Origin of the sequence: Streptomyces sp. NPDC050560, from assembly GCF_044457285.1 — a bacterium.
Classification (GTDB): Bacteria; Actinomycetota; Actinomycetes; order Streptomycetales; family Streptomycetaceae; genus Streptomyces.
The window spans coordinates 193,363-218,897 of the sequence record NZ_JBITGT010000004.1 but is presented as its reverse complement, the minus strand read 5'-3'; the positions used below and the strand labels follow the sequence as shown (position 1 = coordinate 218,897).

Below are 25,535 nucleotides of genomic sequence, written 5' to 3'. Positions count from 1 at the left end.
TGGGCAGGAAAAGCTTTCCCAGGGCGGTTTCCTGTGGTCTTGGCCGCGCTGGGATGCACTCCATAGAAAACGTATTCCTGCTGGTCGCCGCCGTCCGGGAGGGGCGGCCCGGCGCAGGTGTGCGCCAACAGGTCGATGCGCGTGGGCGGGAAGCACTCTGCCGCCCGCCCCGGCGCCGACGGCCGCACGCACTCCCGGCGCCCCTGCCTCCCCTGGCAGTGAACGCTTTCCTCATCTGTCCCCTTCACCTCCCCGGCCTCCTCGGAGGGTGAGTGGCGTACCGCCTGGTCGACGGCCCAAGAGTCCGTGCAAAGCGGCACGTTAAGGTCGCTTGCGGTCCCCCAGGACCCCGCCGCACCCGCCCCACCACCCATGTGAAGCGTTTACTATCCAATGGGTGCCGAGGCATTGACCCCGCGCCGCGCGGTGGCATTTCATGGCGGTCGCGGCGGGCCGTGGCCCCGCCCCGAGGGGCGCCCCGGTCGGACGCGCCTGCCGTCCCGCCCCACGCACCCCCGGGCCCGTGCGCCCCATGCCTGCGCACGCCGCTCTCCCCCGCTCCCGACCCGAGGAATCTCCCGCCCATGGACCCCTCCACCGCCGCCGCGCCAGGGCCGAGCAGGCTCGCGGACGTCTTCACGCCCGCCCTGGTGGCGGCCCGTATGCCCGCCATCGGCGCCTGGAGCCCCGTACCGTCGGCCGACGACCACGGCGCCTGGCCCTTCGACGACGCCGACAGGGCCCGGGTGCTGGAGACCGCGGGCGCCGCGCTGGGGGAGCCCTGGCCCGCGCTGCCCGCGTCGCTCTTCGCCCGGTTCGCGCGCGACGGCGACAGGGCCGCCTACCAGGCGCCCTCGGGGGCCCGCCGCACCCGGCTCGGCTGGGCGCTGCTCGCGCTGGCCGCCGCCGGGGGCGCGGACGCCGAGCGGTTCGCCGACGAGGTGATGGACGGGGTGTGGGCGCTGTGTGAGGAGACCTCCTGGGTGTGGCCCGCGCACGACTTCCGCGTCCTGGACGAGCGGCGCGGACTGCTGCCCGACCCCGCGGTGCCCACCCTCGACCTGGGCGCCGCCCACACCGCCGCACTGCTCGCGCTCGCCGACGCGATCGCCGGGAACGCGCTCGACCGGCGCGATCCGCTGCTGCGCGCCCGGCTGCGCCGCGAGGTCCACACCCGGGTGCTCGGCCCTTACCTGGAGCGCGCCGAGTGGGGCTGGTACGACGGCGGCACCGCCAAGCTCAACAACTGGAACCCCTGGGTCCACTCGAATCTGCTGCTCGCCACCGCCCTCACCACCGAGTCGGCAGAGCGCCGCGCCGCGCTCGTCGACCGCGTGGTGCGCGGCCTCGACAACTACCTCGCGGCGCAGCCGGGCGACGGCGGCTGTGACGAGGGGCCGCACTACTGGTGGCGGGCGGGCGCCTCGCTCTTCGAGTGCCTGGAGACCCTGGAGTCGCTGCTCGGCACCGGGGGCGCCCTCTTCGCCGACCCGCTGGTGCGGGCCATGGCGCGCTACCCGCTCGCGACGTGGATCGGCGACGGCTGGTCGGTGAGCTTCGCCGACGGACCCGCGCGCGCCCGCGAGACCGCCCCCGCCGTGCTGCACCGCTACGGGCGCCGCACCGGCCTGGCCGACGTCACCGCGCACGCCCGCGCGCTGCGCGGCGCCGCGGACGCCGTACTGCCAGGCCCCGGCGAGCCGTTCGACCTGCGGCGCGTCCTGGACGCGCTGTTCGACGCCGAGTGGTGCGGGCGGAAGGGCGCCGATGAAAGCGAGGGCGGGGCCGCGTTCCCGCTCCCGGAGCGCTGCTGGCTCCCCGACACCCAGGTCCTCGTCGCCCGCGCCACCGGCGGCACCACCCGGGGCCTGCTGCTGGCGGTGAAGGGCGGCCACAACGACGAGAGCCACAACCACAACGACGTCGGCTCGTTCCTCGTCGCCCTGGACGGGCGCCCGCTCGTGATCGACGTGGGCGTGGGCACGTACCGCCGCGAGACCTTCGGCCGCGAGCGGTACGGCATCTGGTCCATGACCAGCGAGTACCACAACCTGCCCGTGGTGAACGGCCAAGGCCAGTGCCACGGCGGGCAGTTCGCCGCCCGCCGCGTCGCCGCGCACCGCGACGGGCACACCGACGGGCTCACCCTGGACATCGCGGGCGCCTACCCGCCCGCCGCCGGGCTGCGCTCGTGGACCCGCACGGCCGCGCTGGTACGGGGCGAGGGGGAGCGGATCGAGGTCGGCGACGCCTGGCGCCTCGACAGCGCGCCCCGCAGCCTCGCCCTGCATCTGCTGCTGGGCGGCGCGGTCACCGGGCTCGGCGGTGGCCGCGCCACCGTGTCGGCCGACGGCGGCCGGGGCCTCCAACTCGCCTGGGACGACGCCGCGTTCGACGCCCGTGTCGAGACCGTCCCCCTCACCGACCCCGCCTTCGCCGACGTCTGGGGGCCCGAGGTGTACCGGCTGGTGCTCACCGCCCGCCGGCCGTTGGCGGCGGGCACCCACCGTCTGACCGCCGCGCCCGCCGCGCCATGACCGCCTGACACTCCCGGCCCGGCGCACCACCGGCACCACGGGCCCCACAAGGGTCCGCGCACGGCAGCCCGTACCCCCTCCGCACGGCCAAGGAGTCACCATGACGTCAGCAGCACACCCCGCGGCACCGCTCTCCAGACGCGCCGCGCTGACCGCGGGCGCCCTCGCCGCGGCCACCGTCGCCCTCGGCCGCACCCGCGCCGCCGCCGACATACCGGGGGAGTCCAATGGCGGCGTACGGATCATGCCGCTCGGCGACTCCCTCACCGATGGCTTCACGCCCTACCCCGGCGGCTACCGGGTGGTCCTGTGGCAGCTCCTCGCCGCCGACGGCACGGCCGTCGACTTCGTCGGCTCCCTCGCCAACGGCCCCGCGGAACTCGGCGACCACGACCACGAGGGCCACTCCGGATGGCGCATCGACCAGCTCGACACCGGCATCGACGCCTGGCTCACCGCCACCGCCCCGCACACCGTGCTCCTGCTGATCGGCACCAACGACCTCAACCAGAACCACGACGTGCCCCACGCGCCCGCCCGGCTCTCCGCGCTGATAGACCGGATACGGGCGCGCCGCCCCGACGCCGAGATCTTCGTGGCGACCGTGCCGCCCCAGGAGAACGCCACCCAGCAGGCCCGCGTCGTCGCCTACAACGCGGCGATACCCGGGGTCGTCGCGGGCAAGGACAACCGGGTCCATCTGGTGCCCATGTACGACGCGTTGACCACCGCCGACCTGGCCGACGGCATCCACCCCACCCGGGCCGGCTACGGCAAGATGGCCGCCGTCTGGCACGACGCGCTGCGCTCGGTGCCCACCGCCCTCGCCCCGCACGCGGCGCACACCGCGGCCGCGCGGCCCTGACCCCCGACCGGGGCCGGGCGGCGGGCCACCGCACCCCCGGCCCCACCCGCCCCGCGGCCCCGGCCGCGGGTTGGCGCCACCGTCCCCCACCCGAGCAGAGGTGTGCCGTGCACAGACGACAGAAGACCATGTTCCGTACGACGCTCGCGCTGGGCGCGGCCTCCGGCCTGATCTGGGCCGGGTTCGCCGCCGTGCCACCGGCGGGCGCGGCCCCGACAGCGAGCGGCGAGTCCGCCGCCAGGGCCGCCGCGGCGCCGAGCGTGAAGGGCAAGGTGTACGCGGGCTACCAGGGGTGGTTCGCGGCCGCGGGCGACGGCTCCCCGGTGAACGCGTGGCAGCACTGGGCCTCCGGCACCCCCGCCCCCGGCAACCAGAGCTTCGAGCTGTACCCGGACGTGTCCGCGTACCCCGACAGCGCCCTCCACCAGACCGGTTACGCCGCACTCGGCGACGGGCAGCCGTCGAAGCTGTTCTCGTCCTACGCGGACGCGGTCGTCGACCAGCACTTCAAGTGGATGCAGCAGTACGGCATCGACGGCGCCGCCATCCAGCGCTTCGGCGGTGACTTCACCTCGCCGGGCAACCCGCGCAACCTCCAGAAGAACGGCATCACCCAGAAGGCGAGGACCGCCGCAGAGAAGTACGGCCGGGGCTTCTACGTCGAGTACGACATCAGCGGCCTCACCGACGACAACCTGGTCTCGTCCGTGCAGAAGGACTGGACGGACACCGTCACCGGCTCCATGAAGCCGACCGACTCCGCCGCCTACGCCCACCAGGACGGCAGGCCCGTGGTGGAGCTGTGGGGCATCGGGGTCTCCGGCAGGAGCGGGACACCCGACCAATTCGTGCAGCTCGTCAACTGGTTCAAGGAGCGGGGGGTCTACGTCATCGGGGGTGTGCCGCGCGGCTGGCGCACCGACACCTCCGGGTTCGCGCCCGCGTACGACGCGCTGGACATGGTGTCGCCGTGGAACGTCGGCAACAAGACCGTCGACGACAAGCTGTTCGCCGACGACGAGGCCAGGCTGGAGGCGAACGGGCAGGACTACCAGCCGGTGATCTTCCCCGGCTTCGCCTGGTCGAACTGGCACGAGGGCTCCCCGAAGAACGAGATCCCGCGCGACGCGGGCCAGTTCCTGTGGGACCAGGCCCTCGGGGTGCGCAAGGCGGGCGCGAACTCGGCGTTCGTGGCGATGTTCGACGAGTACGACGAGGGCACCGCGATCGCACCGGCCGCCGAGGACGCGTCGATGATCCCGACGAACCAGTACTTCCTCACCCTGGACGCGGACGGCAAGCACATGTCCTCGGACTTCTATCTGCGCCTCGCCGCCGCGGCCACCAAGATGATCAACGGTTCCGCGGATATCAGCGAGACGGTCCCGATCCCGCTGGAGAACTGACAGGTTCCGATACGCCCCCGCGTCCCGCGGCACCGCGCACGGTCCGGCCCGCCCCCGGCGACCCAGCCAGGGGGCGGGCCCGTGCGCACCGCCCGCCGGGAGAGTGACGTTCGCCACATCCAGCCCCTCGGGGGGCGCCCCGGTGCGGCCTGCGGCCGGGACCGTGCGCCGCCGTCCACGGCCCCTCGCGCACCACCGCCCCGGCCGCCCCCACCGCGTGCCGCCGGGGGCGGGTCGAGCCAGGTGGGAGCCCGAAAATGAGTCGTTTCAATCAACGGCTACCGCATGCCGAAAGCCCCCTTCCGCACGCACCTCGCGCCGCCCGCCACACTCCTACGCCGCCCTTCGTGAGCGCCGCGGCGGCCGTTGCGCCGCCCCCGCGCGGCTCGCTGCGCGACCCTTGTGACCTTTGAGCGCGCTGTGCCACCGTCGAGCGACGATCTTCTGGAGTGCGGTCCTGGCCGGAAAACGCCGCCCGGGGCGCGCGGGAGCCTGCCCTTCCGCCGTGCCCGGCGCCGTATGGCGGGGCCGCTTCGCACGTGAGGAGTTGGGGTCGTGATCCGCCGTCGAGACGTCCTGAGAGGCTCCGCAGTACTGACCGTCTCCGCACTCGCCCCCGCCGCCGCGGGCGCCGCGGCCTCGGCCGCCACCGGCGCGGCGACCGGCGGCGGGGACGCGCTCGGTTGGCTGCCGTTCACCCACGAGATGCGCCCGTGGACCCGCTGGTGGTGGCTCGGCAGCGCGGTCACCGACGAGGGCCTGCGCGACCACCTCACCCGCTTCGCCGAGGTCGGCTTCGGCGGGGTGGAGATCCAGCCGATCTACGAGGCCCAGGGCTACGAGGACCAGATCCGCAGCTACCTCGGCCCCGCCTGGCTCGACGCCCTAGGCACCACCACCGCGACCGCCGCGGAACTCGGCCTCGGCGTCGACCTGACCACCGGCTCGGGATGGACGTTCGGCGGCCCCTGGGTCACCCCCGAGATCAGCGCCGGGCGCGCCCTGACCGAGACCTGGCACCTCACCGGCGGGCAGCGGCTCGACGCTCCGGTGCGCACCACGCAGCCCCCGCACCCCGCCCTCGTCGACGAGGAGAAGCTGTCACGCCCCGACCTGCGGCCGCCGATGCAGCCGCTGCCCGAGCCGCCGCTCGCCGCGCTCGTCGCCCGGGACGCCGACAGCGGCAGGACCGTCGACCTCACCCGGCACGTCGGCGCCGACCGGATGCTCGACTGGACCGCGCCTGCCGGCGACTGGCAGCTCCTCGGCGTGTTCAGCGGGCTCGTGCTCAAGCGTGTCGAGCGCGCGGGACCCGGCGGCAAGGGGCTGATGACGGACTACTTCGACGCCGGGTCCATCCGCCACCACCTCGACCACTTCGGCGACGCGGTCGGCGAACAGCCCGGTATCCGCGCCCTGTTCCACGACTCCTTCGAGCTGGAGCGCACCGACTGGACCGGCGCCGCACTCGCCGAGTTCGAGCGGCTGCGCGGCTACGACCTCGCCCCGCACCTGCCCGAGGTCTTCACTGGCGCGGGCTCCGCCGAGGTGCGCTCCCGGGTCATGACGGACGTACGGGAGACTTTCTCCGACCTGTTTTTGAAACGTTTCGCCCAGCCGTGGGCGGAGTGGAGCGGCGACCGGGGCTGGCTCACCCGCAACCAGGCCCACGGCTCCCCCGCCAACCTGCTCGACATCTACGGCGCAGCCGACATCCCCGAGACCGAGTACCTGGGCGCGGAGGAGCTGCCGATCCCCGGCCTGCGCAAGGGCGCGGGCTCGACCGAGCCGCCGAAGTCGCTGGTGTGGCGCATGGCGTCGTCCCCCGCACACCACCAGGGCAAGCCGCTGGTGGGCGCCGAGACCGCCACCTGGCGCGACGAGCACTACCAGGTGTCGCTGTCCCAGGTGAAGCCGCTGGTGGACGTGGTGTACGCGGCCGGGGTCAACCACGTGGTGTTCCACGGCACCGCCTACTCCCCGAAGGAGGCGCCCTGGCCCGGCTTCTCGTTCTACGCGGCCACGGAACTCAAGCCCGCCGACACCATCTGGCACGACCTGCCGCAGCTCACCGGCTACATCACCCGCTGCCAGTCCGTCCTCCAGACCGGCTCCCACGACAACGACGTCCTCGTCTACTGGCCCCAGCACGACCTGTGGGCCGAGCCGGACGCGGGTCTCGGCGACGCGGCCGAGGACCCCGAGCTGACACCCGACTACAAGTGGCAGGGCGACCCGTGGATGTACGGGCACCCCACCGGCGCCGACGACGTCGCGGGCGGTCTTGAGGCGCGCGGCTGGCAGTTCGACTGGGTGTCGGACCGGCAGCTCGCCGGCTTCCACGGCGGCAGGTCGGGGGTGGCGGGCGAGCACGCCGCCTACCGGGTGCTGGTCGTGCCGGGGGCGCGGCTCATGCCGCTCGACACCCTGGCCAGGATGCGGGACCTGGCGTCGGCGGGCGCCACCGTCGTCTTCCACGGCGGGCTGCCCGCCGACGTGCCGGGGCTCGCCGACCTCGACCACCGCCGCTCCCGCCTCGCCGGTCTGCTGCGCACCCTGAAGGCGCACCCGGTGCCCGGACGGCACGGCAGCTACCGCGTCGGCGCGGGCCGTGTGGTGGTCGCCGGGGACGCCACCGCGCTCGACCGCGCCCTCGCGGCGACCGGCGCGGTACGCGAGCCGGTGGCGGACTCGGGCCTGAAGGTGCTGCGCCGCAGGCACGGGGACGGGCACCACTACTTCCTGGCCAACTCCGGTGCCGAGCGGGTGGACGGCTGGTGGGCCCTCGGTACCGGGCCCGCGGCCGTCGGGGTGCTCGATCCGCTGCGCGACACCCGTGGCACGGCCCCGACCCGGCACCGCCGGGGCGCCCTTGAGGTGCGGCTCGCGCTCGACCCCGGCGAGTCCCTGATCCTGCGCACCTTCGACAAGCACCGCCCGCACGCCCCCGCGTACCGGGTCAGGGTGCCGACCGGCCGCGAGAAGACCCTCGAAGGCCCCTGGAAGCTGACGTTTCTCGACGGCGGCCCCAAACTGCCCGCGGACCGCGAGCTGAAGCGGCTGGTCTCCTGGACCGAACTCGGCGACGCCGAGGAGGAGTTCTCCGGCACCGCCCGCTACACCCTCACCTTCCGCTCACCCGGGCACGCCCGCCACGGCGGCGGCTGGCTGCTCGATCTCGGCGAGGTCAGGGAGAGCGCCCGGGTCCGCCTCAACGGCCACGACCTGGGCACCGCCTGGGCCATCCCGTTCCGCCTGCCCCTGGGCGAAGCGCTGCGCGACGGCGACAACGTCCTGGAACTCGACGTCACCAACCTCGCCTCCAACCGCGTCCGCGCCCTGGCCCGCCACGCCGAGCTGACCACCAACTTCTATATGAGCTGGCGCTCGACGCCCCCCGACCAGTGGGAGATCCAGCCGTCCGGGTTGCTGGGGGCGGTGCGGTTGGTGGAGGTGGCCGGCTGACCCGGGGCCCGGCCCCCGACGCGCGAGGTCGGGGGCCGGGACCTGTCGCTGTCAGCCGGTCACCTCCCGCAGCAGCCGGGTCGCGCGTCGGGGCCCGGCCATGCCGTCGTGGGCACGCGAGCCGATGAGGACGACCTCGGCCACGGAGGGCTCACGGGCCGAGGCGCGCCGCAGCGCTCCGAGGGCACAGGAGGCGGCCGGTCCCGCGGTGTCGGGGGGCGGGGAGGGTTCGGGGGTGTGGGGTGCGGAAGGCGTGGATGCCACGGAGGTCTCCATGACGGACGGCCCCGCCGCGTACGGGAGGGGCGGGGGAGGGAAAGGGGCTGCCCGTGTGGGACCGCCCCACCACCAGGCACGGACCCGGAGACTTCACGCCATGCCGGGGGCGGTAACACCGCAGGACGACGGCGTCCGCTCCTTTTCCGCGCAGGAGCCGGAGCCAGGGGGGTGCCGTACCCGGACCTTGCCCGGGGCCGCCCCGCTCCCGCGCACGATGGTGGCGAACGGCCGTGATGCCTACCATCGGGGGATGGGTTCCGCGGTTGTCGGGGTGGTTGGCGGGTTACTGGCGGCTGTCATCGGGGCGTGGGCGGTTTTGCGGGCGCGGCGTCCGGTGGACTCCCGGGTGGAGTTGGTCGACGTGTCGGTTCGCGTGGGCGCGCCTGAGCATGATGGCGAGGCCGAGGTGCCGGTCGTGGATATCAAGGTCCGCAACGTGGGCGGCCAGCCCGCTGTCCTCAGGAGGCTGGTCGTCGAGGTGGTCGAGGCGGGGCTGTTCCGGCAGGAGCCGCTGCACCCCGATATGCGGACCGGCGCCGGAATGCCGGTCTCCGGGCGCTACGACGTGCGGCTGCCCCCGTCCTACGAGGCCGCGGGGCACCGGCAGGCGGTGCCTCTCGACCAGGTGGTCCCGCCCTCGGACACGGACCGGTTCTTGGCACGCCTCGGCGCGGACCGCGAACCCGGTGATTTGGTCTATCTGCTGCGGTTCGAGGTCGTCCACGACGCCGCCGAGCGGCGGGTGACGTCTTCGCCGGTCGCCGTCGGCGTCCCCGTGGAGGACGAGATCGTCCGGGTGGGGTGCGCCCGTGAGGCCGTCGAGCGGTTCTGGTCCGAAGTCGAGGAGATCCGGAGCGGCGTCGACCGGGAGATGGCCGCGCGTGGTCTGCCGGTGCCCGACTGGCGGGCGCATCCCCCGCGGCGGCGCGGCGAGCTGCCCCGGGTGCTGGCCGCGGTGGACGGAGGCGTTCCCGGGGACGACGGCGGCATCGTCACGGACGGCGAGCACGTCCAGGTGAACGAGGCGTTCTGGGAGCCGGAGCGCGCCGTGGAGGAGTACCTTCGCGAGGCCGAGGAGCAGTGCCGGGCCCTCGTCGGCCTGGTGGCGCGTGCCGAGGAGGCCCCCGACAGTCTGCGGCGGTCCGCCCGGCTGGCCGCGGAGGAACTCGCGCAGCTTTCGGCCCTCCGGAGCCGCCCGAGTCGCTAGGCGCCACATACCGGCACCCCGGCTGTCGGCTCAGCGGACGCGCGCCCCCCTAGCCGTCCCCCGCGTACGCCCGCCGTCCGCCGTGAGACCGGCCGTCAGCGACGACCCGTGCGGCAGTGCGCTGGTGACCCGCAGGGTGAGGGACGCGGAGGCCCCCGGGGGCAGGGCGGCCGTCACGGGGACCGGGAACGCGTTCGGGTCGCGGCCGGCGACCTTCGGGGTGCCGTGGGTGTGCGTCAGGCTGTCGAGGCGTACGTCGTAGGCGGTGCCGCCGCCGTGGTTGGTGATCTCGACATGCCAGGTGCTGGTGCCGTGCCTGCCGCCGCGCCCCGTGACCCTGCCGGTGAGCCTGGCCCGCCCGCCATGCGCGCCGTCGTCGATCTCCAGTACCAGGGTGTCCCAGCCGTAGCCGCTCGCGACCGGTTCGACCGCGCGCGGTGCGAGCCCGCCGGGTGCGGCGTTGGTGAAGGCGATCGTGTTGTCACCTGCCCTCAGCAGCGACGCGGGGAAGCTGAGCACCGCGCGCCGCGGATAGGCGCTGCGGTCGGCCTGTCTGCCGATCGACGAGTCGTTGCCGCGCGGGAGTTCGCCCGAGACGCCGTCCGCGGTGCCGTTGACGGCGACGGCGGGCGGGGTGCCCTGCTGCATCGACGACGACACCGTGAGGTACGCGGTGCCCGACGGCGCCTCGTCGAGCGGGAAGTGGACCGTCCAGGTGCCCGGGTTCGGGTGCGCGTAGTACCAGTCCTCCGGCTCCCAGCTCGCACCGATGGTGAAGTGCAGATCGCCCGGGATGCGCGACGGCTTCTCGTACGCGCGCGGGCTCGGCCGCGCCGGGGACCCGGTGGCGAGGGCGTACTCGCCGCCCGTGCGGTCGGCGGTGCCGATCTGCCAGCGGAAGGTGCCATGCCGCGCGGGCGACCAGACGACGGTCGGCAGTTGGTGGTGCCGCCCGTGGAAGGTGAGCCCGGTCCTCTTGTACTGGTCCGTCGCCGAGCCCCCGGCGGAGAACACGTACAGGGTGTAGCTGCCCGGGGCCGTGCTGCCGGGGCGCCACGCGGGCGGCACGCCGGGGAGGGTGAACGAGCCGTCGGCGCCGGTCCGCACGAAGTGCACGCCCTCGTGGAGGGTGTACACGTCGTCGAGGTCCTGGGTGCTCAGCAGCACCCACAGGTCCGCGGCGGGCCGTCCGTCGGTGAGCCGCACCCTGCCGGAGACCGTGGTGCGCTGCTCGGGCTCCGGGTAGAGCGGGTCCCGCAACCAGGCCGCGCCCGCGCGGTGTTCGTCGATCTCGGCGTGCGCGGTGCGGGCCGCCTCGTCGATCATCGCGTCCGGGTCGTCGGGGTCGCCCGTGGTGAGGAAGGTGAACCAGGGGCCGTAGAGCCGCCGGTAGCCCGCCGGGAGTTCGTAGCCGGGCAGCCCGTAGTGATTCGGGCTGAAGTAGTTGAGGATCAGGGCGTCCTGATGGATCGCCAGGTCCTGGCGCTGCGGGCCGACGCCGTAGAAACCGGCGAGCGTACGGTCGGAGACACCGCTCAGCGGGGTGAACCAGGCCCCGAAGCCGTTGCCGTAGTGCCCGAACATCGGGTTCTGGTAGTGGTAAAGGCTCCAGTTGTACTTGGTGTAGACGGTGCCGGGCGCGAGGCCGCCCGCGTTGTTCTCCGGCGAGGGCAGGTCGGGGTTGTCGACGCCGTCGATCCGCCAGGTCTCGTCGCTGAGCGGTTCCTGGGTGGCGAGGTAGGCGTAGGTGGGCTGCTGGCCCTTGCCGCGCTCCCAGTTGAAGCAGTGGTCGAGGACGGCGCGGTCCCAGCGGGTGTTCATACGGACCTCGCCGATGGAGGTGTCCGCGGTCGCGGTGAGGATGTTGTACCCGTACAGACCGCGTCGGCCCGCCCGCATGACGAGGTGGTGCTCGTGGCGCAGCGGGTCGCTCGTGACGTCCGCGAACGCCACCTCCACCAGGTCGTGTTCGACGCGTACGACGTCGACGCGGGTGCACACCAGGCGGGACTTGCCGCCCGCCGCGTCGATGTAGAAGGAGTGCTGCCTGTCGGGGTCCCTGGGCTCGACGCCGCCCAGGTGGTGCGCCAGCTCGGTGCCGTCGACGACGACCGAGGTGGCGGTGATCGAGACGTCGTCCCAGCCGGTGACGATCCCGCCCGTGGCGTCGTCCCTGCCGAAGGTGAAGCGTACGAGGCCGTTGTCGAGCACGATCTCGGCGGCCTCGCCGGGGAAAGCGTACGAACCGGGCGCGGCCGGCTCGCCGTTCACCAGCACGGTGACCGCGCCGCCGCCCCGGCCGCCGCCCGCGCCGCCGGTGGCGTCCGCCTCGTCCGCCCGCGCGCCGCCCGCGGTGGCGGCGGTCAGCGCGACGGCTCCGCCGCCGATGAGGCCCAGGGTGGTACGGCGGTTCGGCTGGGGCTGGTCCCAGGACATCGCGAACTCCTCGCTGACTCGTGCCGACGGGATGGGGAACGGAGGGGAACGGAGGGGGCGGAAGGGAGGAAGGGGACGGAGGGGGGAGGAAGGGGCGGTGCCCCGGGGCGGGGAGGCGTGGGTGTCGGCGCCATGGTGGGCGCTGAAGTGCGGCGCCGCCGCCCTTCGGTCGGCGCGTCCCGGTCGCGGCCGGACCCGGTCCTGAGATGGGGACGGTGGGCGTGGTGTGCGGCCTGGCGTGGTGTGCGGGCGTGCGGGGGCCGCCGTCGGCGGGGCGCGGCCGGGGAGAGTCGGCCCCGCGCCATGTGGGGCCGAAGCAATTGAAACGTATCCAGAAAGCGCTTTCGCCGGTCAACGTAGCGAGTGATTCCCCGGAAGGGAAGAGGGGGGACGGAACGCCGCCGGGGGCCGGGTCGCGTACCGACCGCGGTCCTGGGCGCGGGACTTGCCCCGGAATGCCCCCGACCGGCCGCCCGACGGCCCGGCTGACCGGTTCAGGACCGGGGGACCGGGTGATTCCGGCTGCGGCCCCGCGGGCCGCCCAAGTCGCCTGCCGGGCAGCGGTGGAGTGCGCAAAAGGGTGTCGTGCGCGGCGCGGGGCCGCCCGCGCCCGCCGCCGGGGGCCGGAAAACCCCATGCCACGAAAAACGATTCAACTGCGCTGTTGACACCGCCGCTCGGACGGCCTTAGCTTCCCAGTCGAAACGGCTATATGAATCCGATGCGCGTACATGAACACCCGTTGAGCGGTGCGGGTGCGTTTGCACCGGCGCTCCCCGTGAACCAGGAGAGGCTGCCGCATGGGTCCATCCACGAGCCGGGCGACGATCGAGGGCGTCTCGGTGCGGGTCTTCCGCACCACCACGCGTCTTGTCACCGACTCGGACGGCCACGCCCACCCCGGTGAGCGGCACACCGTGACCCGGGCCCTGCTCACCCTCACCGACTCGGAGGGCGTCACGGGGCGCTGTCTCGCCGCGGAGGCCGACCTCGGCGAGGCCCAGGTGGCGGGCCATCTGCGCCCCGTCCTGCTGGGCCGCGACCCGTCGGAACGCGCCGCGCTCTGGCAGGAGTTGGCGCGCCGTCAGCGCGGCAGCGCCGGCACCCTGCGGGACCGTACGCTGGCCGCCGTGGAGCAGGCCCTGTGGGACCTGCTCGGGCACCGCCTCGGGCAGCCCGTGTGGCGGCTGCTCGGCGGGATGCGCGACCGGGTGCCCGCGTACGGCAGCACGATGTGCGGCGACGAGGTGCCCGGCGGCCTCGCCACCCCCGAGGACTACGCCGCGTTCGCCGAGAAGCTGGTCGCCGACGGCTACCACGCCGTCAAGCTCCACACCTGGATGCCCCCGGTGCCGTTCGCGCCCAGCGTCGACATGGACATCCGCGCCTGCGCGGCCGTACGCGAGGCCGTGGGCCCCGACGTGCCGCTGATGCTGGACGCCCACCACTGGTACAGCAGGGCCGACGCGCTGCGGCTCGGGCGGGCCCTCGACCGCCTCGGGTTCCTCTGGTACGAGGAGCCCATGGAGGAGTACTCCACCCAGTCCTACCGCTGGCTCGCGGACCAGCTCGACACGCTGGTGATCGGCCCGGAGAGCGTCGAGGGGCGGCTGCACGCGCGCGCCGAGTGGATCGCCGCTGGCGCCTGCGACATCCTGCGCGTCGGCGTCCCTACCTCGGGCGGTATCGACCCCGCGCTCAAGTCCGTACACCTCGCCGAGGCGTTCGGCATGGAGTGTGAGCTGCACGGCGGCGGCGCGGGCACCCTCGCCCTGCTCGGCGCCGTCCCCAACAGCCGCTGGTACGAGCGCGGACTGCTGCACCCGCACTACGACTTCGACGAGGTGCCGCCCCATCTGACGCGCGCCGCCGACCCGTTGGACGCCGAGGGCTGCGTCCGCCTCCGCGAGGAGCCCGGCCTCGGCGAGAGCTACGACCTCGACCACATCGAGGCCGAGACCGTGCGGCAGTGGTGACCGCCCGCCACCCCGCGCCCCGCGCGGCGCACTGACCCCCCGGCCGCGAGCACGCGTCCGGTCCCCGACCCCCGAACCGTCCCCGAAGGAGCAAGCACCATGAAGATCCCGGTCACCGTGGCGCGCCGTGTCCGGCCCGTCCACGCCGCCGCCATCGCCGCCCTGCTGCTCGCCTCGCCCGCCCTGGCCGCGTGCGGCGGGGACTCGGACGAGTCCGCGGACGGCACGGTCAGGCTCTCCTTCTCCTGGTGGGGCGACTCGTCACGGGCCAAGGCCACCGAGGCGGCGATCGACCAGTTCGAGAAGGCCAACCCGAAGATCAAGGTCAGCACCTCCTACGCCCAGTTCGGCCCGTACAACCAGAAGCTCGCCACCCAGATGGCGGGCGGCGGCGCCCCCGACGTCATCCAGATCGACTGGGGCAACCAGAGCCAGTACGCGGGCAGCAACACCCTGATGGACCTGGCCAAGGGGCCCGCGAAGGTGGACTTCTCCGGGCTCGACCCCAAGTTCGCGGGCAGTGGCAAGGACGGTGACAAGCAGGTCGCGCTGCCGTTCGGGCAGACCACCCAGAGCATCGTCGTCGACACCACCAAGCTGAAGGACCTCGGGGTGCCCGTGCCCAAGGCGGGCTGGACCTGGGACGACCTCGCCGAGTTCGGCAGGCAGGTGCACAACAAGTCCAAGGGCAAGCTGTACGGCATCACCGACCCGGGCGCCACCTGGGCCGCCTTCCAGTCCTGGCTCGACCAGAAGGGCACCGCCCTCTACACCGACGACGGCAAGCTGGGCTTCCAGCAGTCCGACCTGGAGGGGTTCTGGACGTACTGCGACGGGCTTCGCAAGTCGGGCGCCGCGACCCCCGCGAACCAGAGCACCACCTTCAACAACGGCCCCGCGGAAGACCCGTTGGCGAAGGGCACCGCCGCCGCCGAGTGGGACTACGACAGCATCTACGCCAGCCACGCCGCCGCGACCAAGGACACCCTGGCGCTGCTGCCGCTGCCGACGGTGGACGGCAAGACCGGTATGTACGCGAAGCCGTCGATGCTGCTCTCCGTGTACGCGCGCTCCAAGCACCCCCAGGAGGCCGCCAAGTTGCTGGGCTTCCTCGTCAACGACCCGGCGGCGGCGAAGTCCCTCGGCACCAGCCGGGGCCTCTTCCCGAACCTGGACGCCCGCAAGGAGCAGACGGCGAAGTTCACCGGCGGCGACAAGGTGGTCTCGGACTTCGAGGCGTCCGCGCAGTCCGGCCTCAGCCCGACCCCGCCCGCCCCGCCGAAGGGCGACGGACAGCTCATCACGCTGATGCAGCGCGAGTACGGCTCGGTCAGCTTCGGCCAGGAGAGCGTGGCGGCCGGGGCGAAGAACTTCATGACCCAGGCCCAGCAGGCGCTGTCCAAGTAGCCCGGAACCGAACCGCGTTGGGCACGCCACGACACGGAGCCCAGCAGCACGGAATCAGGCAAGCGAGGGAAGGAAGCCGGTGAGTTCGACGGCCAAGCTCGACGTCCGCACGCCGCCGCCCCGGGCCGCGGCGGGCAGGGGACGTCCCGGCGGGGGACAGCGGCGGGGGCTCGCCGACCGCACCGCGGGCTATGTGTTCCTGCTGCCCTGGTTCGCGGGGCTCGCGGTGTTCACCGTGGGCCCGCTGGTGTACTCGCTGTATCTGTCGTTCACGGACTACAGCCTGCTCCAGTCGCCGCGCTGGATCGGCCTCGCGAACTTCCGGGAGATGTTCACCGCCGACCCCCGCTTCTTCCACGCGGCCAAGGTCACCCTGGTCTACGTGGTGGTGTCGGTGCCGGTGAAGCTCGCGCTCGCGCTCGGGGTCGCGGTCCTGCTCAACCGCAGACGGCGCGCCACCGGGCTCTACCGCTCGCTCTTCTACCTGCCGTCGCTGCTGGGCACCAGCGTGGCCGTGGCGCTGGTGTGGCGCTCGCTGTTCGCGCAGGGCGGCGCGGTCGGCAACGGACTCGGCGCGCTGGGGCTGCCGAGGACCGACTTCGTCAACAACCCCACCTGGTCGCTGCCCGCGATCATCCTGCTGACGTGCTGGCAGTTCGGCGCCCCGATGGTCATCTTCCTCGCGGGCCTCAAACAGATCCCCACCGAGCTGTACGACGCGGTGTCGGTGGACGGCGCGGGGGCCTGGGGCCGCTTCCGGCACATCACACTGCCGCTGCTGTCGCCGGTGGTCTTCTTCAACATCCTGCTGGAGACCATCAACTCCTTCCAGGCGTTCACCCCCGCGTTCATCATCAGCAACGGCACCGGGGGACCCGCGGACTCCACGCTGTTCTACACGCTCTACCTCTACCAACGCGGCTTCACCGACTTCAGGTTCGGCTACGCCTCCGCCATGGCGTGGGTGCTGCTCGCCGTCGTCGGCGTGGTCACCGCGCTGATGTTCCGGGTGTCGAGGGTCTGGGTCTTCTACGGGGACGGAGCGGAGCGATGAGCCGTTTCTCCACCGCGCCGGGGCACACGCCCACGGTCGCGAAGGCGCCCGGGGCCCGCGGGGGCGCCCGGCGGCGCGGCAGGTCGGTGCTGTGGCACACCGCGGTGATCGTGGTGGTGCTCGTGGTGATCTACCCGGTGGTGTGGATGGTGGGCACCTCGTTCAAGCCCGCCACCGAGATCGTCACGTCCAACAGGCCCTGGCCGCTGCACGGCACCCTGCACAACTTCGGCGCGGGCTGGAGCGCCAACCCGGGTGTCACCTTCGGCAGGTTCTTCGCCAACTCCCTGCTGATCTCCGCGCTCGCGGTGGTCGGCACCCTGCTGTCCTGCGCGCTCGCCGCGTACGCGTTCAGCAGGCTCACCTTCCGCGGCAGGACGGTGCTCTTCGCGGTGATGGTGGTGACCATCCTGCTGCCCTACCACGTACTGATCGTGCCGCAGTACGCCATCTTCAAGCAGTTCGGCTGGATCAACACCATCCTGCCGGTGGTGGCGCCGAAGTTCCTCGCCACCGAGGCGTTCTTCATCTTCCTCATGGTGCAGTTCATGCGGGGGGTGCCGCGGGAGATCGACGAGGCGGCGCGCATCGACGGCTGCGGCCCGTACCGCACCTTCTGGTGGGTGGTGCTGCCGCTGACCAGGCCCGCGCTGATCACCAGCGCCATCTTCAGCTTCATCTGGACCTGGAACGACTTCTTCACCCAGCTCGTCTACCTCAACGACCAGAGCAAGTTCACGGTCCCCATCGGCCTCTCCCTCTTCGTCGACCAGACCGGCATGACCTCGTACGGGCCGATGATGGCGATGTCCGTCCTCGCGCTGCTGCCGGTGTTCCTGTTCTTCCTCGCCTTCCAGCGCCTGCTGGTGGACGGCGCCACGTCGAGCGGTCTGAAGGGGTGAGCCGCCGATGACCACCCACCCCCGGCCCGGCACCCGGGCGGCCCGCGGCGCCGAGCGCGTCGAGCTGGTACGGGTCGCCGCCGAGACCCTGGCGGTCGGCGCGCTGTTCGCCCTGTTCAGCCTGCCGGTGGTCACCGCGGGGGCGGCCTGGTGCGCCGCCGCCGAGACCACCGCGGCCTGGCACACCCACCGCGAGCCGCCGCTGCTGCGCACCTTCACGCGCGTGGTCGGGCGCGACCTGGCGGCCGGACTCGCCGGGCAGTGCGCGGTGCTGCTGGTGGGCGCCGTGGCCTGGTTCGAGATCCACGTCGTCGTACGGTCGCGGCTGCCCGGCTACCCCCTGGAGGCGGCGGCGCTCGGACTGCTGGCGACGGCGGCGCTGGCGTTCGTCCTGCTGACGGTGGCACACCGCGCCCATGACGCGGCCGGCGGCGCCGCCCCACGCTGGCAGGACGCGGCCCGCGCCACCGCCGCGCTCGTGCGCACCGCGCCCTCGGCACCGGTCCTGGTCGCCGCGGGCTGCGCGGCGACGGTGGCACTGGTGGCGGTGATCCCGGCGTTCGCCGCAGTCATGGCGGGGCCGCTCGCGTACGCGGTGTCGGCGGTGCTCACCCGGGCGCGGCGAGGCACGCGGGACGGGCGGGAAGCGGGCCCCGGCTCCCGTCAGGAGTGACACGGGACGGGAGGCGTCAGACGTCCCAACGGGCGTCGAGCCGGGCGGGTTTGCGGAAGACGAGGCCGTAGGGCGCGCTCGCCTCCGGGTCGGCCAGGCGCAGCGACGGCAGCCGTTCGAGGCAGGCGCGCAGCGCCACCCTGGTCTCCAGGCGCGCCAGATGGGCGCCGAGGCAGTAGTGCGGGCCGTGCGCGAAGGTGAGGTGGGAGCGGGCGTTCGCGCGGCGCGGGTCGAAGCGGTCGGGGTCGGGGAAGACGGCCGGATCGCGGTTGGCCCCGGCAAGCGACACCACGACCAGGTCGCCCGCGGCGATCCCGCCGCCCGCAAGTTCGGTGTCGCGCGCCGCGTAGCGGTCGACGACGGCCGCGCCCGGCTCCATCCGCAGCGACTCCTCGATCACACCGTCGAGCAGGCCGGGCTCCGCGGCGAGGAGTTCCGCGGTGCCCGGGGTGGTGAGGATGTGCAGCAGCGCGTTGGCGATCATGCCCTCGGTGGTCTCGATGCCGCCGAAGAGGAGCACCGCGGCGTTGGACGCGACCGCGGTCGTGTCCAGGGCGCCCCCCGCGGCGGCCCGTACCAGCAGCGAGTCGTCCCGCCCCGCGTCGAGGGTGCCCGCGACCGCGGCGCGCAGCGCGCCGTAGGCGGCGCCTCCCGCGTCCCCCGGGTCACCGCCCCTGGTGAGGGTGTCGACGGCGCGCACGATCGCGTCGTACCAGCCGAGGATGTCGGCCACCGGTACGTCCCGCAGGCCGAGGGCCTCCGCCATCACCACGGCGGCGAGCGGCCCGGCGAAGCCCCTGCGCAGCTCCGCGCCGCCGTCCGGTGCCAGGGCGTCGAGCAGCAGGGCGCTCTCGCGCTCGACGAGGCCGGCGAACGAGCCGTGCACCGCGCGGGGGCGGAAGGGCCCGGTGAACGGGTCCCGGTGCGCGGCGTGCGCGGCGCCGTCCAGGGAGAGCATGCTCGGGCCGATGACACGCGCGGTGGTGAACCTCGGGTCGTCCACGGTGAACCCGGCGGGGTCCCGCATCACCGCCACCGCGCTCTCGTACCCCGTCACCATCCACCCGCCGACGGCGGGCACCCAGGTCACGAGGGACGACGCGCGCAGCGCCGCGAGACGCGGATGCGGGTCGGCGGCGAGCGCCGCCGTCGACACGCCCGCGGCGCCGTGCGCTGTGTTCTGCCCGGTCACGGCCATCCCTGGAGTGTACGTCGGGCCCCCGCGGCCGGGCCGGGCCCGGGGTCATGCCGCCTTGAGGCCCAGCGCGTCCGCGGCGAGCGCGCCCACCTCGGCCAGTGAGGCCGCGTCCGGCATCCTGGCCACGCCGCGCTCTCCGGGGCGGTGCACGAGCACGGGCACGTACTCCCTGGTGTGGTAGCCGTGGCCGATGGTGGGGTCGTTGCCGTGGTCGGCGGTGACGAGGAGGCGGTCGCCCGGTGTGTCCAGGAGGCCGACGAGCGCGGCGAGCCCCGTGTCCACCTGTTCGAGGACCTCCCCGTAGCGGTCCGGGTCCTGCTGGTGGCCCGCGAGGTCGCTCTCCTGGACGTTGGCGACGACGAGCGCGTCGCCCGGCGCCCGCACCGCGTCGAGGGTGTGCGCCAGCACCTCGGAGGTGGCCACCGCGGGGTGTCGCACGGCCGGTTCGCAGGCGAGGATGTCGGCCGCCTTGCCGACCAGGGTCACGGGCACCCCGGCGCGCGCCGCGCGCTGCGGCAGTTGCCGGGTGGGGTCGAGCGGCGCGCCGAGGTGCTGCACCGCGAGGCCGCCGTTGCGGTAGAAGCCGCTGGCGGGGGTGGAGAAGCCGACGGTGCCGCCGTCGCCCTCGCGCACGAAGTCGCGCAGTGGGCCGTCGGCGTGCCCGCCGACCGCGATCACCCGCGCCACCGGCGCCACCGCGCGCACCGTGCGGGCGATGGCGAGGATGGCGTCGAAGGAGGTCTCGTCGAGGCTGCCCGAGGCGTTCCAGTTGATGCCGGGGTCGGCCTCCAGGCTGTCGTGGACGAGCACCGCCCCGTCCACCACCAGCAGCGGCCTGCCGTCGAGGAGCGCGGTGCGGTGGCCCGCGCGCTCCAGCGCGGCGCCCACCTCGTCCAGGTGCTCGGCGAGCCGCGCCACCGTCACCCGGCTGAAGTCGGCGCCCATCATGGTCTGGTGGCCCGCGTAGGTGTCCGCGCCCGGGTAGCCGAGCGCCGCGCGGCCCACCGCCACCGGCAGCCGGGTGCCCGTCGCGAGGTCGCGGTGCGGGTGGACGAGCCCGAGCCCCAGCGCGCCCAGCGCGGGCAGCCGCAGCGGGCGGCCCAGCGCGGCGCGGCAGTGGTCGAGCAGGTGCCCGCAGGTGTCGGCGCCGAGGTCGCCGGGGCGCAGCGCCCCCGCGTCCGGCATCGCGCCCACCCCGAACCCGTCGATGACGACGACCACCGTCCTTGTCACCGCAGCTCACCCCCCTGGGCGTCGTACAGCCCGACGAGCCGTGGCACCCCGGACGCGATGCCCTCGACCACGGCCACGGTCGAACGGGTCACGAACACCTGGGTGCGGAAGGCGAGCAGCGCGGTGTCACCGACCCGTACCGCGCCGTGTCCCGGCGGCGGGTCGAGCAGCCGGTAGTAGTCGATGTTCTCGGCGGGTGTCTCCTGGACGCCGAGCCGGGTGCCGGTGCGCGGCAGCAGGGCGGTCCTCGCATGGCCCCTGGGGTAGAAGCCGCCGCCGAAGATGGCGGGGCGGCCGTCCGCGAGCACCTGGGCGATCTCGCTCACGTACACGTACGCGGGCCGCTCCGGCTGGTGCGGGTCGGCGGCGTGCAGCGGGGTGGTGCCGGTGAGCGCGTGCCCCGGCTCGCCGTGGGTGGCGCCGCGCTCGGCGAGCAGCGGCAGCGACGCCACCGAGGTGGCGCTCGGCGCGCTCAGCTTCTGGCCGGTGTGGCCGCGGGAGGCCAGCACCTCGCGGGCCTTGACGGCGAGGTCGAAGGTGGGGGTGGCGTGCGGCGCCCCGGTCTCGGGGTCGCACAGCACACAGGGGAAGGCGGTGACCCCGGCGAGGCGGATGCCCGGCATCCGCTCGGCGGCCTCCGCGAACGCGTCGAGCCCGGCGAGCGGCACCCCGCCCTCCTGCCCCGGATACCCCGCGCCCTCGGCGGACTCGATCCGCACCAGCACGTCCTGTACGGTCCCCAGCAGCCGGGCCGCGTCGGAGACCGCGCGGGCGTTGCCGAGGTCGAAGACGGTGACGGCCTCGGGCCGCCAGGCCAGCAGCTCGGGCAGGGAGCGCCGGGGGATCTGCACCAGGTGGCCGAGGTTGCCGGGGCTCGCGCCCACGGCGTGCAGCCGCCGGGCCTCGGCCGCGTCGATCGCCGCGAACCGCGGGATGTGCCGGGCGATCGCACGGGCCAGGACGGGGTTGCGGCCGATCTGCTTGACCACGAACCACAGCCCGATACCGAGCCGTTCGGCCTCCGCGGCGAGCAGCGCCGCGTTGGCCTCGACGGCGTCGAGGTCCATGACGTAGGTGTCGGGCGGGATGTCACCTCGCCGGTGCAGGTCGGCGGCGACATCGGCGAGGCCGGGGTTGCGGGTGAGCAGGGAGGTGAGGAACACCGGTCAGTCCTTGGGGTCGTACGGCTCGTGCGGGGCGGCTGCGGGGTACGGGCCCGGTGGCGCGGCGTCCGTAGCGGGAGCGGTGGCGTCCGTACCGGGGGAGGGGCGCGGGGCGCCGTCGCCGCCGAGTGCGTCGAGGGAGCGGCGCAGGATGGCGAGCACCAGGTCGGCGCCCGCGCGCATCGGGTTGACGCGGACGGCCCAGTCGGCGAGCGCGGGCGCGTCGTCCAGGGCGGACCCGGAGAGCCGGTAGACCATCGGGGCGATCTCGTAACGGGAGTTGGCGCCGACCGGATAGGGGGCGGCCCCGAACCGGGCCGCAGCGCCTGGCAGTTCACGGGCGACCGGCCGCTCGCAGCGGACCAGCACACAGCGGTCCTGGGTGTTGGCGAGCCGGGCCTCGGCCACCCCCGGCACCTCGCCCGCGTTCAGCCGCTCGGCGACCTCGCCCGCCACCCGGGACTGCACCGCCCACATCACCGGCACATGGGTGAGCGCCCGCAGCGCGTCGAGCGCCTGGTGCCCCTGGACCTGGCCGCCGCCCGAGTAGTTGTCCGCGCGCACCCGCGCCACCAGCTCCCCGGCACCTGCCACCACACCGACGCCCTCGGGGCCGTGCAGCTTGAAAAGCGAGAAGCAGGAGGCGTCGGCGCCGAGTTCGACCCCGCACCGCGGCACCCGTAGCACGGCGTAGTTGTCGTCCACGACCGTGCGCACCCCCGCCGCCCGGCACGCCGCGACGACCTCGCCCGGATCGTACGCGTCACCGAGCCGCTGCCTGCTGTGCTGCACGTACGCCCACCCGAACTCCCCCGAGCCGAGGGCGCGTCGCAGCGCCGCCATGTCGTTGAAGTCCACCTCGACGGTCCGCACGCCGAGGCCGCGCAGGGTGGCGGCGGTGGTGCGGTACACCGGCGCGCGGTGGATCAGCAGCGGCTCGCCCGGGGAGAGGACGGCGGCGAGCGCCGCCCGGATCGCACCGGTGCCCGCGCCCTGGACGAGCGCCGCGTCCTCGGCGCCGAAGAAGTCCGCGAGCACCGCCTCGGCCCGTGCCGTGGTGCGCGGCCTGCCGAGTCCTGGGACGACCCCGGTGTCCGACTGGAAGAGCTGTTCGCCCTCGAAGTGCGCGGCGACGCACTCCAGGAGCCCGAACTGCCGCGCCACCGCGTCCTCGACGGGGACCGTCGGCAGCGGGTGGGTCAGAGGGAGCCGGGGCGCTGTCTCGGTCATCGCTTGTCCTCCTGCGGGGCGGCCGTGCCCGCGGGGGCGTCGGCGGTACGGGCGGTGCTGGTGCGCGGGGCGGCGCCCGGGCCTGAGCCGGTGAGGAAGCGCAAGGGATTGTACCGGGTGAGGAGGGCTTCGAGGTGCCCGTCGAGGCCGGCGGCGCGGGCGGCGGGGAGGAAACCGCGGAACAGGTGCCCGTACCCCCGGCCGCCCTCGGCGCGCAGATAGCCGTGCCGGGAGATGTCGCAGCTCAGCAGCGCCCGGTCGGCGTGGCCCGCGTCGAGCAGCGCGAGCAGCAGCCGCAGCCGCACCGCGTCCGGCTGGTAGCTCTCCTTGCCGACGGTGTCGAAGGCGACGTACGCGCCGCTCGCGGCGATCTCGGCGTGCGCGGCCGGGTCGTCGAGGAGGTCCTGGTGGCCGATGCAGATCCGGTGCGGCGCCAGCCCCTCGGAGGTGAGGATGTCCAGTTGCGCGAGGCCGCCGCGGCCGAGCTGGGCGTGGGTGCTGACGGAAAGGCCGGTGGCGAGGGCGGCGCGGGCGGCGGCCCGCAGCACCCTGGTCTCGGGTGCGCTCGGGGTGTCGCCGTGGCTGCCGACCTCGCCGATGACACCGGGCCTCGCACCGGCCACGCCCGCGCCGTCGATGCCGTGCTCGGCCTCCCGCACCAGCACCTCGGTGAGCGCGTCGACGTCCCCCGCCACCTCGGCCGGGTGGAACGGCTCGTAGTACCAGCCGGTCGAGGCGACCACCGGGACACCGCTCGCACGGGCGGCCCTCGCCAGCGCCGGGATGTCGCGGCCCATGCCGCGGCAGGTCAGCTCGACGACCAGGGAGAGGCCGAACTCCTGGCGCAGCTCCGCGAGTTCGGCCGCCACCTGCGGGCCGTGCCGGGCGGGGTCGAGGACCGCGGCGCCGTCGCCCGCCCGGTCGAGGTCGAGCACCAGGTGCTCGTGCGGCAGGACGGGGCCGCGGACCGCCGCCGGATCGAGGGGGCCCGTGACGGTGTGCAGCGCGGGGGCGTCGGGGGGAGCGGTGTGCATGGCGGGTTCCTTCGTGGCGCGGGGGCGCGCCCGGCGGGGGTGGGCGGCCTCAGCCCTTGATCGGGGTGAAGAGGTGGAGCCAGTGCAGGACGTTGAGGAGGATGCCGCCGACGATGACCGCGGCGGGCGCCGCCGCCATCCGCACCACGGGACGGCCCATGGCCTCGTTCAGCAGGTAGAGCCCGCCGACGATGAGGATGCCGAGCCCGGCGCCCATCGCGTTGGCGGCCATCAGGGAGCCGAAGAGGATCGCGAGCTGGAGCGTGTCGGTGATCGCGGCGCGCAGGTGCTCCGAGGAGTCGCGGACGGTGGGCAGCTTGCCGAGGACCCGGCCGATGGCGGACAGCGCGAGCACTTCGAGGGCGAAGACGGCCGCGCCCACCACCACCGCGAGGAACGGGTTCGGCAGCAGGTAGCCGATCGGGTAGACGAAGGTGAAGCCCGCGATGCCGTACGCGCCCGACGCCAGCGCGGTGGTCGCGATCAGTGGGATGAAGCCGAACACCCGGTAGAAGTCGACCTGGGCGGCCTCCGAGTACTGCCCCTTGGCGATGAGGAAGCTGGTCGCCTCGCCGCCGCCGAACACATGCATCTGGGCGAGCAGGCACACCCCGGCGCCGAGCACCATGAACAGCGGCAGATGACGCCGCAGCCGGGTGGCGTTCGCGCTGAACAGCGAGGCTATGGGGTCGTCGTCGGCCTCCTGGCCCTTCGCGGGCTCCGCCGCCGCGCCCCGCTCGGCGGCCGCCGCGGCCCGCTCGGCGCGCTGCCGCGCTATGTCGCGGTACGCGGCGAGCCCGATGAGGGTGAGGACGCCCGCGGCCATGGCGAGCGCCCCGGCGAACACGTTCGGCCAGAGCTTCATCGTCATCACGGTGAGCGCCAGTTCGAGCACGGCGGTGCCGCCCGCCCAGGCGCGCCCGAACTGCTTGGCGATGGCCAGCACGGGAAACAGCGTGAACAGGAACAGGATCGGCGTCGACATCTGCTGCATCGCCGTGAGGAAGTCCACGGGCAGTTTGTGCGCGACGTCGTTCGCGCCGTTCAGACCGAAGACGACCAGCGCGCCCCACGCGCCGCCGAGCAGCGGCGCGAGCCACCTCTTCGGCGACAGGATGCCGAGGATGTCGGTGGGCAGGAAGACCAGCCAGGGGTTGAGCACTCCGGACGACAGGGCCATCGGGGCGCCGAGGCCGAAGATGAACCCGGCCGAGAGGCCGAAGGAGACCGCGGTGGTGGCGCTGCGCGTCGTACGGCCCTGGATGAAGTCGAGCATGAAGGGGCGCACACCGTCGTTGAAGACGGCCAGGGCCATGTGCGAGATCAGCGCGGTCAGCGCGCAGAGCACGATCACGGTGAGCTGCTGGGCCAGCGAGAAGTGGAGGCTGGCGTCGGCTGCGAGAACGGTTCTCACGTCGGACTCCTTCCTGCCCGGGGCGGGGACGTGCCCCGGGGCGAGTGTTCCGGACG

18 protein-coding genes are annotated in these 25,535 nt (G+C 74.0%); 10 read left to right on the top strand and 8 right to left on the bottom strand.

Annotated elements, in window-relative coordinates:
• Positions 1-584 precede the first annotated feature (584 nt).
• The 4 genes from ACIBIW_RS10785 to ACIBIW_RS10770 all read left to right on the top strand — a co-directional run bounded on the left by ACIBIW_RS10785 (position 585) and on the right by ACIBIW_RS10770 (position 8,273).
• Positions 585-2,537, top strand: a complete 1,953-nt coding sequence (locus ACIBIW_RS10785; protein ID WP_399334300.1) for a heparinase II/III family protein — start codon at positions 585-587, stop codon at positions 2,535-2,537.
• A 100-nt stretch (positions 2,538-2,637) separates the two neighbouring features.
• Complete coding sequence (locus ACIBIW_RS10780) at positions 2,638-3,402, top strand: SGNH/GDSL hydrolase family protein (protein ID WP_399334298.1); 765 nt, start codon at positions 2,638-2,640, stop codon at positions 3,400-3,402.
• A gap of 107 nt (positions 3,403-3,509) precedes the next feature.
• Positions 3,510-4,808, top strand: coding sequence for a glycoside hydrolase family 71/99-like protein (locus tag ACIBIW_RS10775; protein WP_399334296.1), 1,299 nt, complete (start codon positions 3,510-3,512; stop codon positions 4,806-4,808).
• A gap of 555 nt (positions 4,809-5,363) precedes the next feature.
• On the top strand, positions 5,364-8,273 hold the full coding sequence (locus ACIBIW_RS10770) for a glycosyl hydrolase (RefSeq protein ID WP_399334294.1): 2,910 nt from the start codon (positions 5,364-5,366) through the stop codon (positions 8,271-8,273).
• Positions 8,274-8,324: 51 nt separating this feature from the next.
• Here the strand turns inward: ACIBIW_RS10770 and ACIBIW_RS10765 are convergent, their stop codons facing one another.
• Positions 8,325-8,537, bottom strand: coding sequence for a hypothetical protein (locus tag ACIBIW_RS10765; RefSeq protein ID WP_399334292.1), 213 nt, complete (start codon positions 8,535-8,537; stop codon positions 8,325-8,327).
• A 430-nt stretch (positions 8,538-8,967) separates the two neighbouring features.
• Here ACIBIW_RS10765 and ACIBIW_RS10760 point away from each other — a divergent pair, with 430 nt between their 5' ends.
• Positions 8,968-9,759, top strand: coding sequence for a hypothetical protein (locus ACIBIW_RS10760; protein ID WP_399334290.1), 792 nt, complete (start codon positions 8,968-8,970; stop codon positions 9,757-9,759).
• A 30-nt stretch (positions 9,760-9,789) separates the two neighbouring features.
• Here the strand turns inward: ACIBIW_RS10760 and ACIBIW_RS10755 are convergent, their stop codons facing one another.
• Entirely contained in the window at positions 9,790-12,195 is a 2,406-nt protein-coding gene (locus ACIBIW_RS10755) for a polysaccharide lyase family protein (RefSeq protein WP_399334288.1), read from the bottom strand.
• An 800-nt stretch (positions 12,196-12,995) separates the two neighbouring features.
• On the opposite strand from ACIBIW_RS10755, the gene ACIBIW_RS10750 reads away from it, so the two are divergent.
• The 5 genes from ACIBIW_RS10750 to ACIBIW_RS10730 all read left to right on the top strand — a co-directional run bounded on the left by ACIBIW_RS10750 (position 12,996) and on the right by ACIBIW_RS10730 (position 18,207).
• The gene (locus tag ACIBIW_RS10750; RefSeq protein ID WP_399334286.1) at positions 12,996-14,171 is read left to right on the top strand and encodes an enolase C-terminal domain-like protein; all 1,176 of its coding nucleotides are present in this window, start codon (positions 12,996-12,998) and stop codon (positions 14,169-14,171) included.
• Positions 14,172-14,270: 99 nt separating this feature from the next.
• Complete coding sequence (locus ACIBIW_RS10745; RefSeq protein ID WP_399334284.1) at positions 14,271-15,578, top strand: ABC transporter substrate-binding protein; 1,308 nt, start codon at positions 14,271-14,273, stop codon at positions 15,576-15,578.
• A 79-nt stretch (positions 15,579-15,657) separates the two neighbouring features.
• Entirely contained in the window at positions 15,658-16,632 is a 975-nt protein-coding gene (locus tag ACIBIW_RS10740) for a carbohydrate ABC transporter permease (RefSeq protein ID WP_399334281.1), read from the top strand.
• Positions 16,629-17,534, top strand: a complete 906-nt coding sequence (locus ACIBIW_RS10735) for a carbohydrate ABC transporter permease (RefSeq protein WP_399334279.1) — start codon at positions 16,629-16,631, stop codon at positions 17,532-17,534. The genes ACIBIW_RS10740 and ACIBIW_RS10735 overlap by 4 nt, the downstream gene beginning before the upstream one ends.
• Positions 17,535-17,541: 7 nt before the next feature.
• The gene (locus tag ACIBIW_RS10730; RefSeq protein ID WP_399334277.1) at positions 17,542-18,207 is read left to right on the top strand and encodes a hypothetical protein; all 666 of its coding nucleotides are present in this window, start codon (positions 17,542-17,544) and stop codon (positions 18,205-18,207) included.
• A gap of 16 nt (positions 18,208-18,223) precedes the next feature.
• Here the strand turns inward: ACIBIW_RS10730 and ACIBIW_RS10725 are convergent, their stop codons facing one another.
• From ACIBIW_RS10725 to ACIBIW_RS10700, 6 genes are read right to left on the bottom strand one after another with little or no spacing between them, the layout of a single operon-like run.
• Entirely contained in the window at positions 18,224-19,405 is a 1,182-nt protein-coding gene (locus tag ACIBIW_RS10725) for a cytochrome P450 (RefSeq protein WP_399334275.1), read from the bottom strand.
• Between the two features lie 45 nt (positions 19,406-19,450).
• Positions 19,451-20,638, bottom strand: coding sequence for a phosphopentomutase (locus ACIBIW_RS10720; RefSeq protein ID WP_399334273.1), 1,188 nt, complete (start codon positions 20,636-20,638; stop codon positions 19,451-19,453).
• Positions 20,635-21,801, bottom strand: coding sequence for an alanine racemase (locus ACIBIW_RS10715; RefSeq protein ID WP_399334271.1), 1,167 nt, complete (start codon positions 21,799-21,801; stop codon positions 20,635-20,637). The genes ACIBIW_RS10720 and ACIBIW_RS10715 overlap by 4 nt, the downstream gene beginning before the upstream one ends.
• 3 nt (positions 21,802-21,804) lie before the next feature.
• On the bottom strand, positions 21,805-23,031 hold the full coding sequence (locus tag ACIBIW_RS10710) for an aminotransferase class V-fold PLP-dependent enzyme (protein WP_399334269.1): 1,227 nt from the start codon (positions 23,029-23,031) through the stop codon (positions 21,805-21,807).
• The gene (locus ACIBIW_RS10705) at positions 23,028-24,065 is read right to left on the bottom strand and encodes a phosphotriesterase (RefSeq protein WP_399334267.1); all 1,038 of its coding nucleotides are present in this window, start codon (positions 24,063-24,065) and stop codon (positions 23,028-23,030) included. Before ACIBIW_RS10705 ends, ACIBIW_RS10710 begins: the two co-directional genes overlap by 4 nt.
• 49 nt (positions 24,066-24,114) lie before the next feature.
• A complete protein-coding gene (locus tag ACIBIW_RS10700; RefSeq protein WP_399334265.1) occupies positions 24,115-25,479 on the bottom strand; it encodes a YhfT family protein in 1,365 nt (454 codons plus the stop codon).
• Positions 25,480-25,535 lie beyond the last annotated feature (56 nt).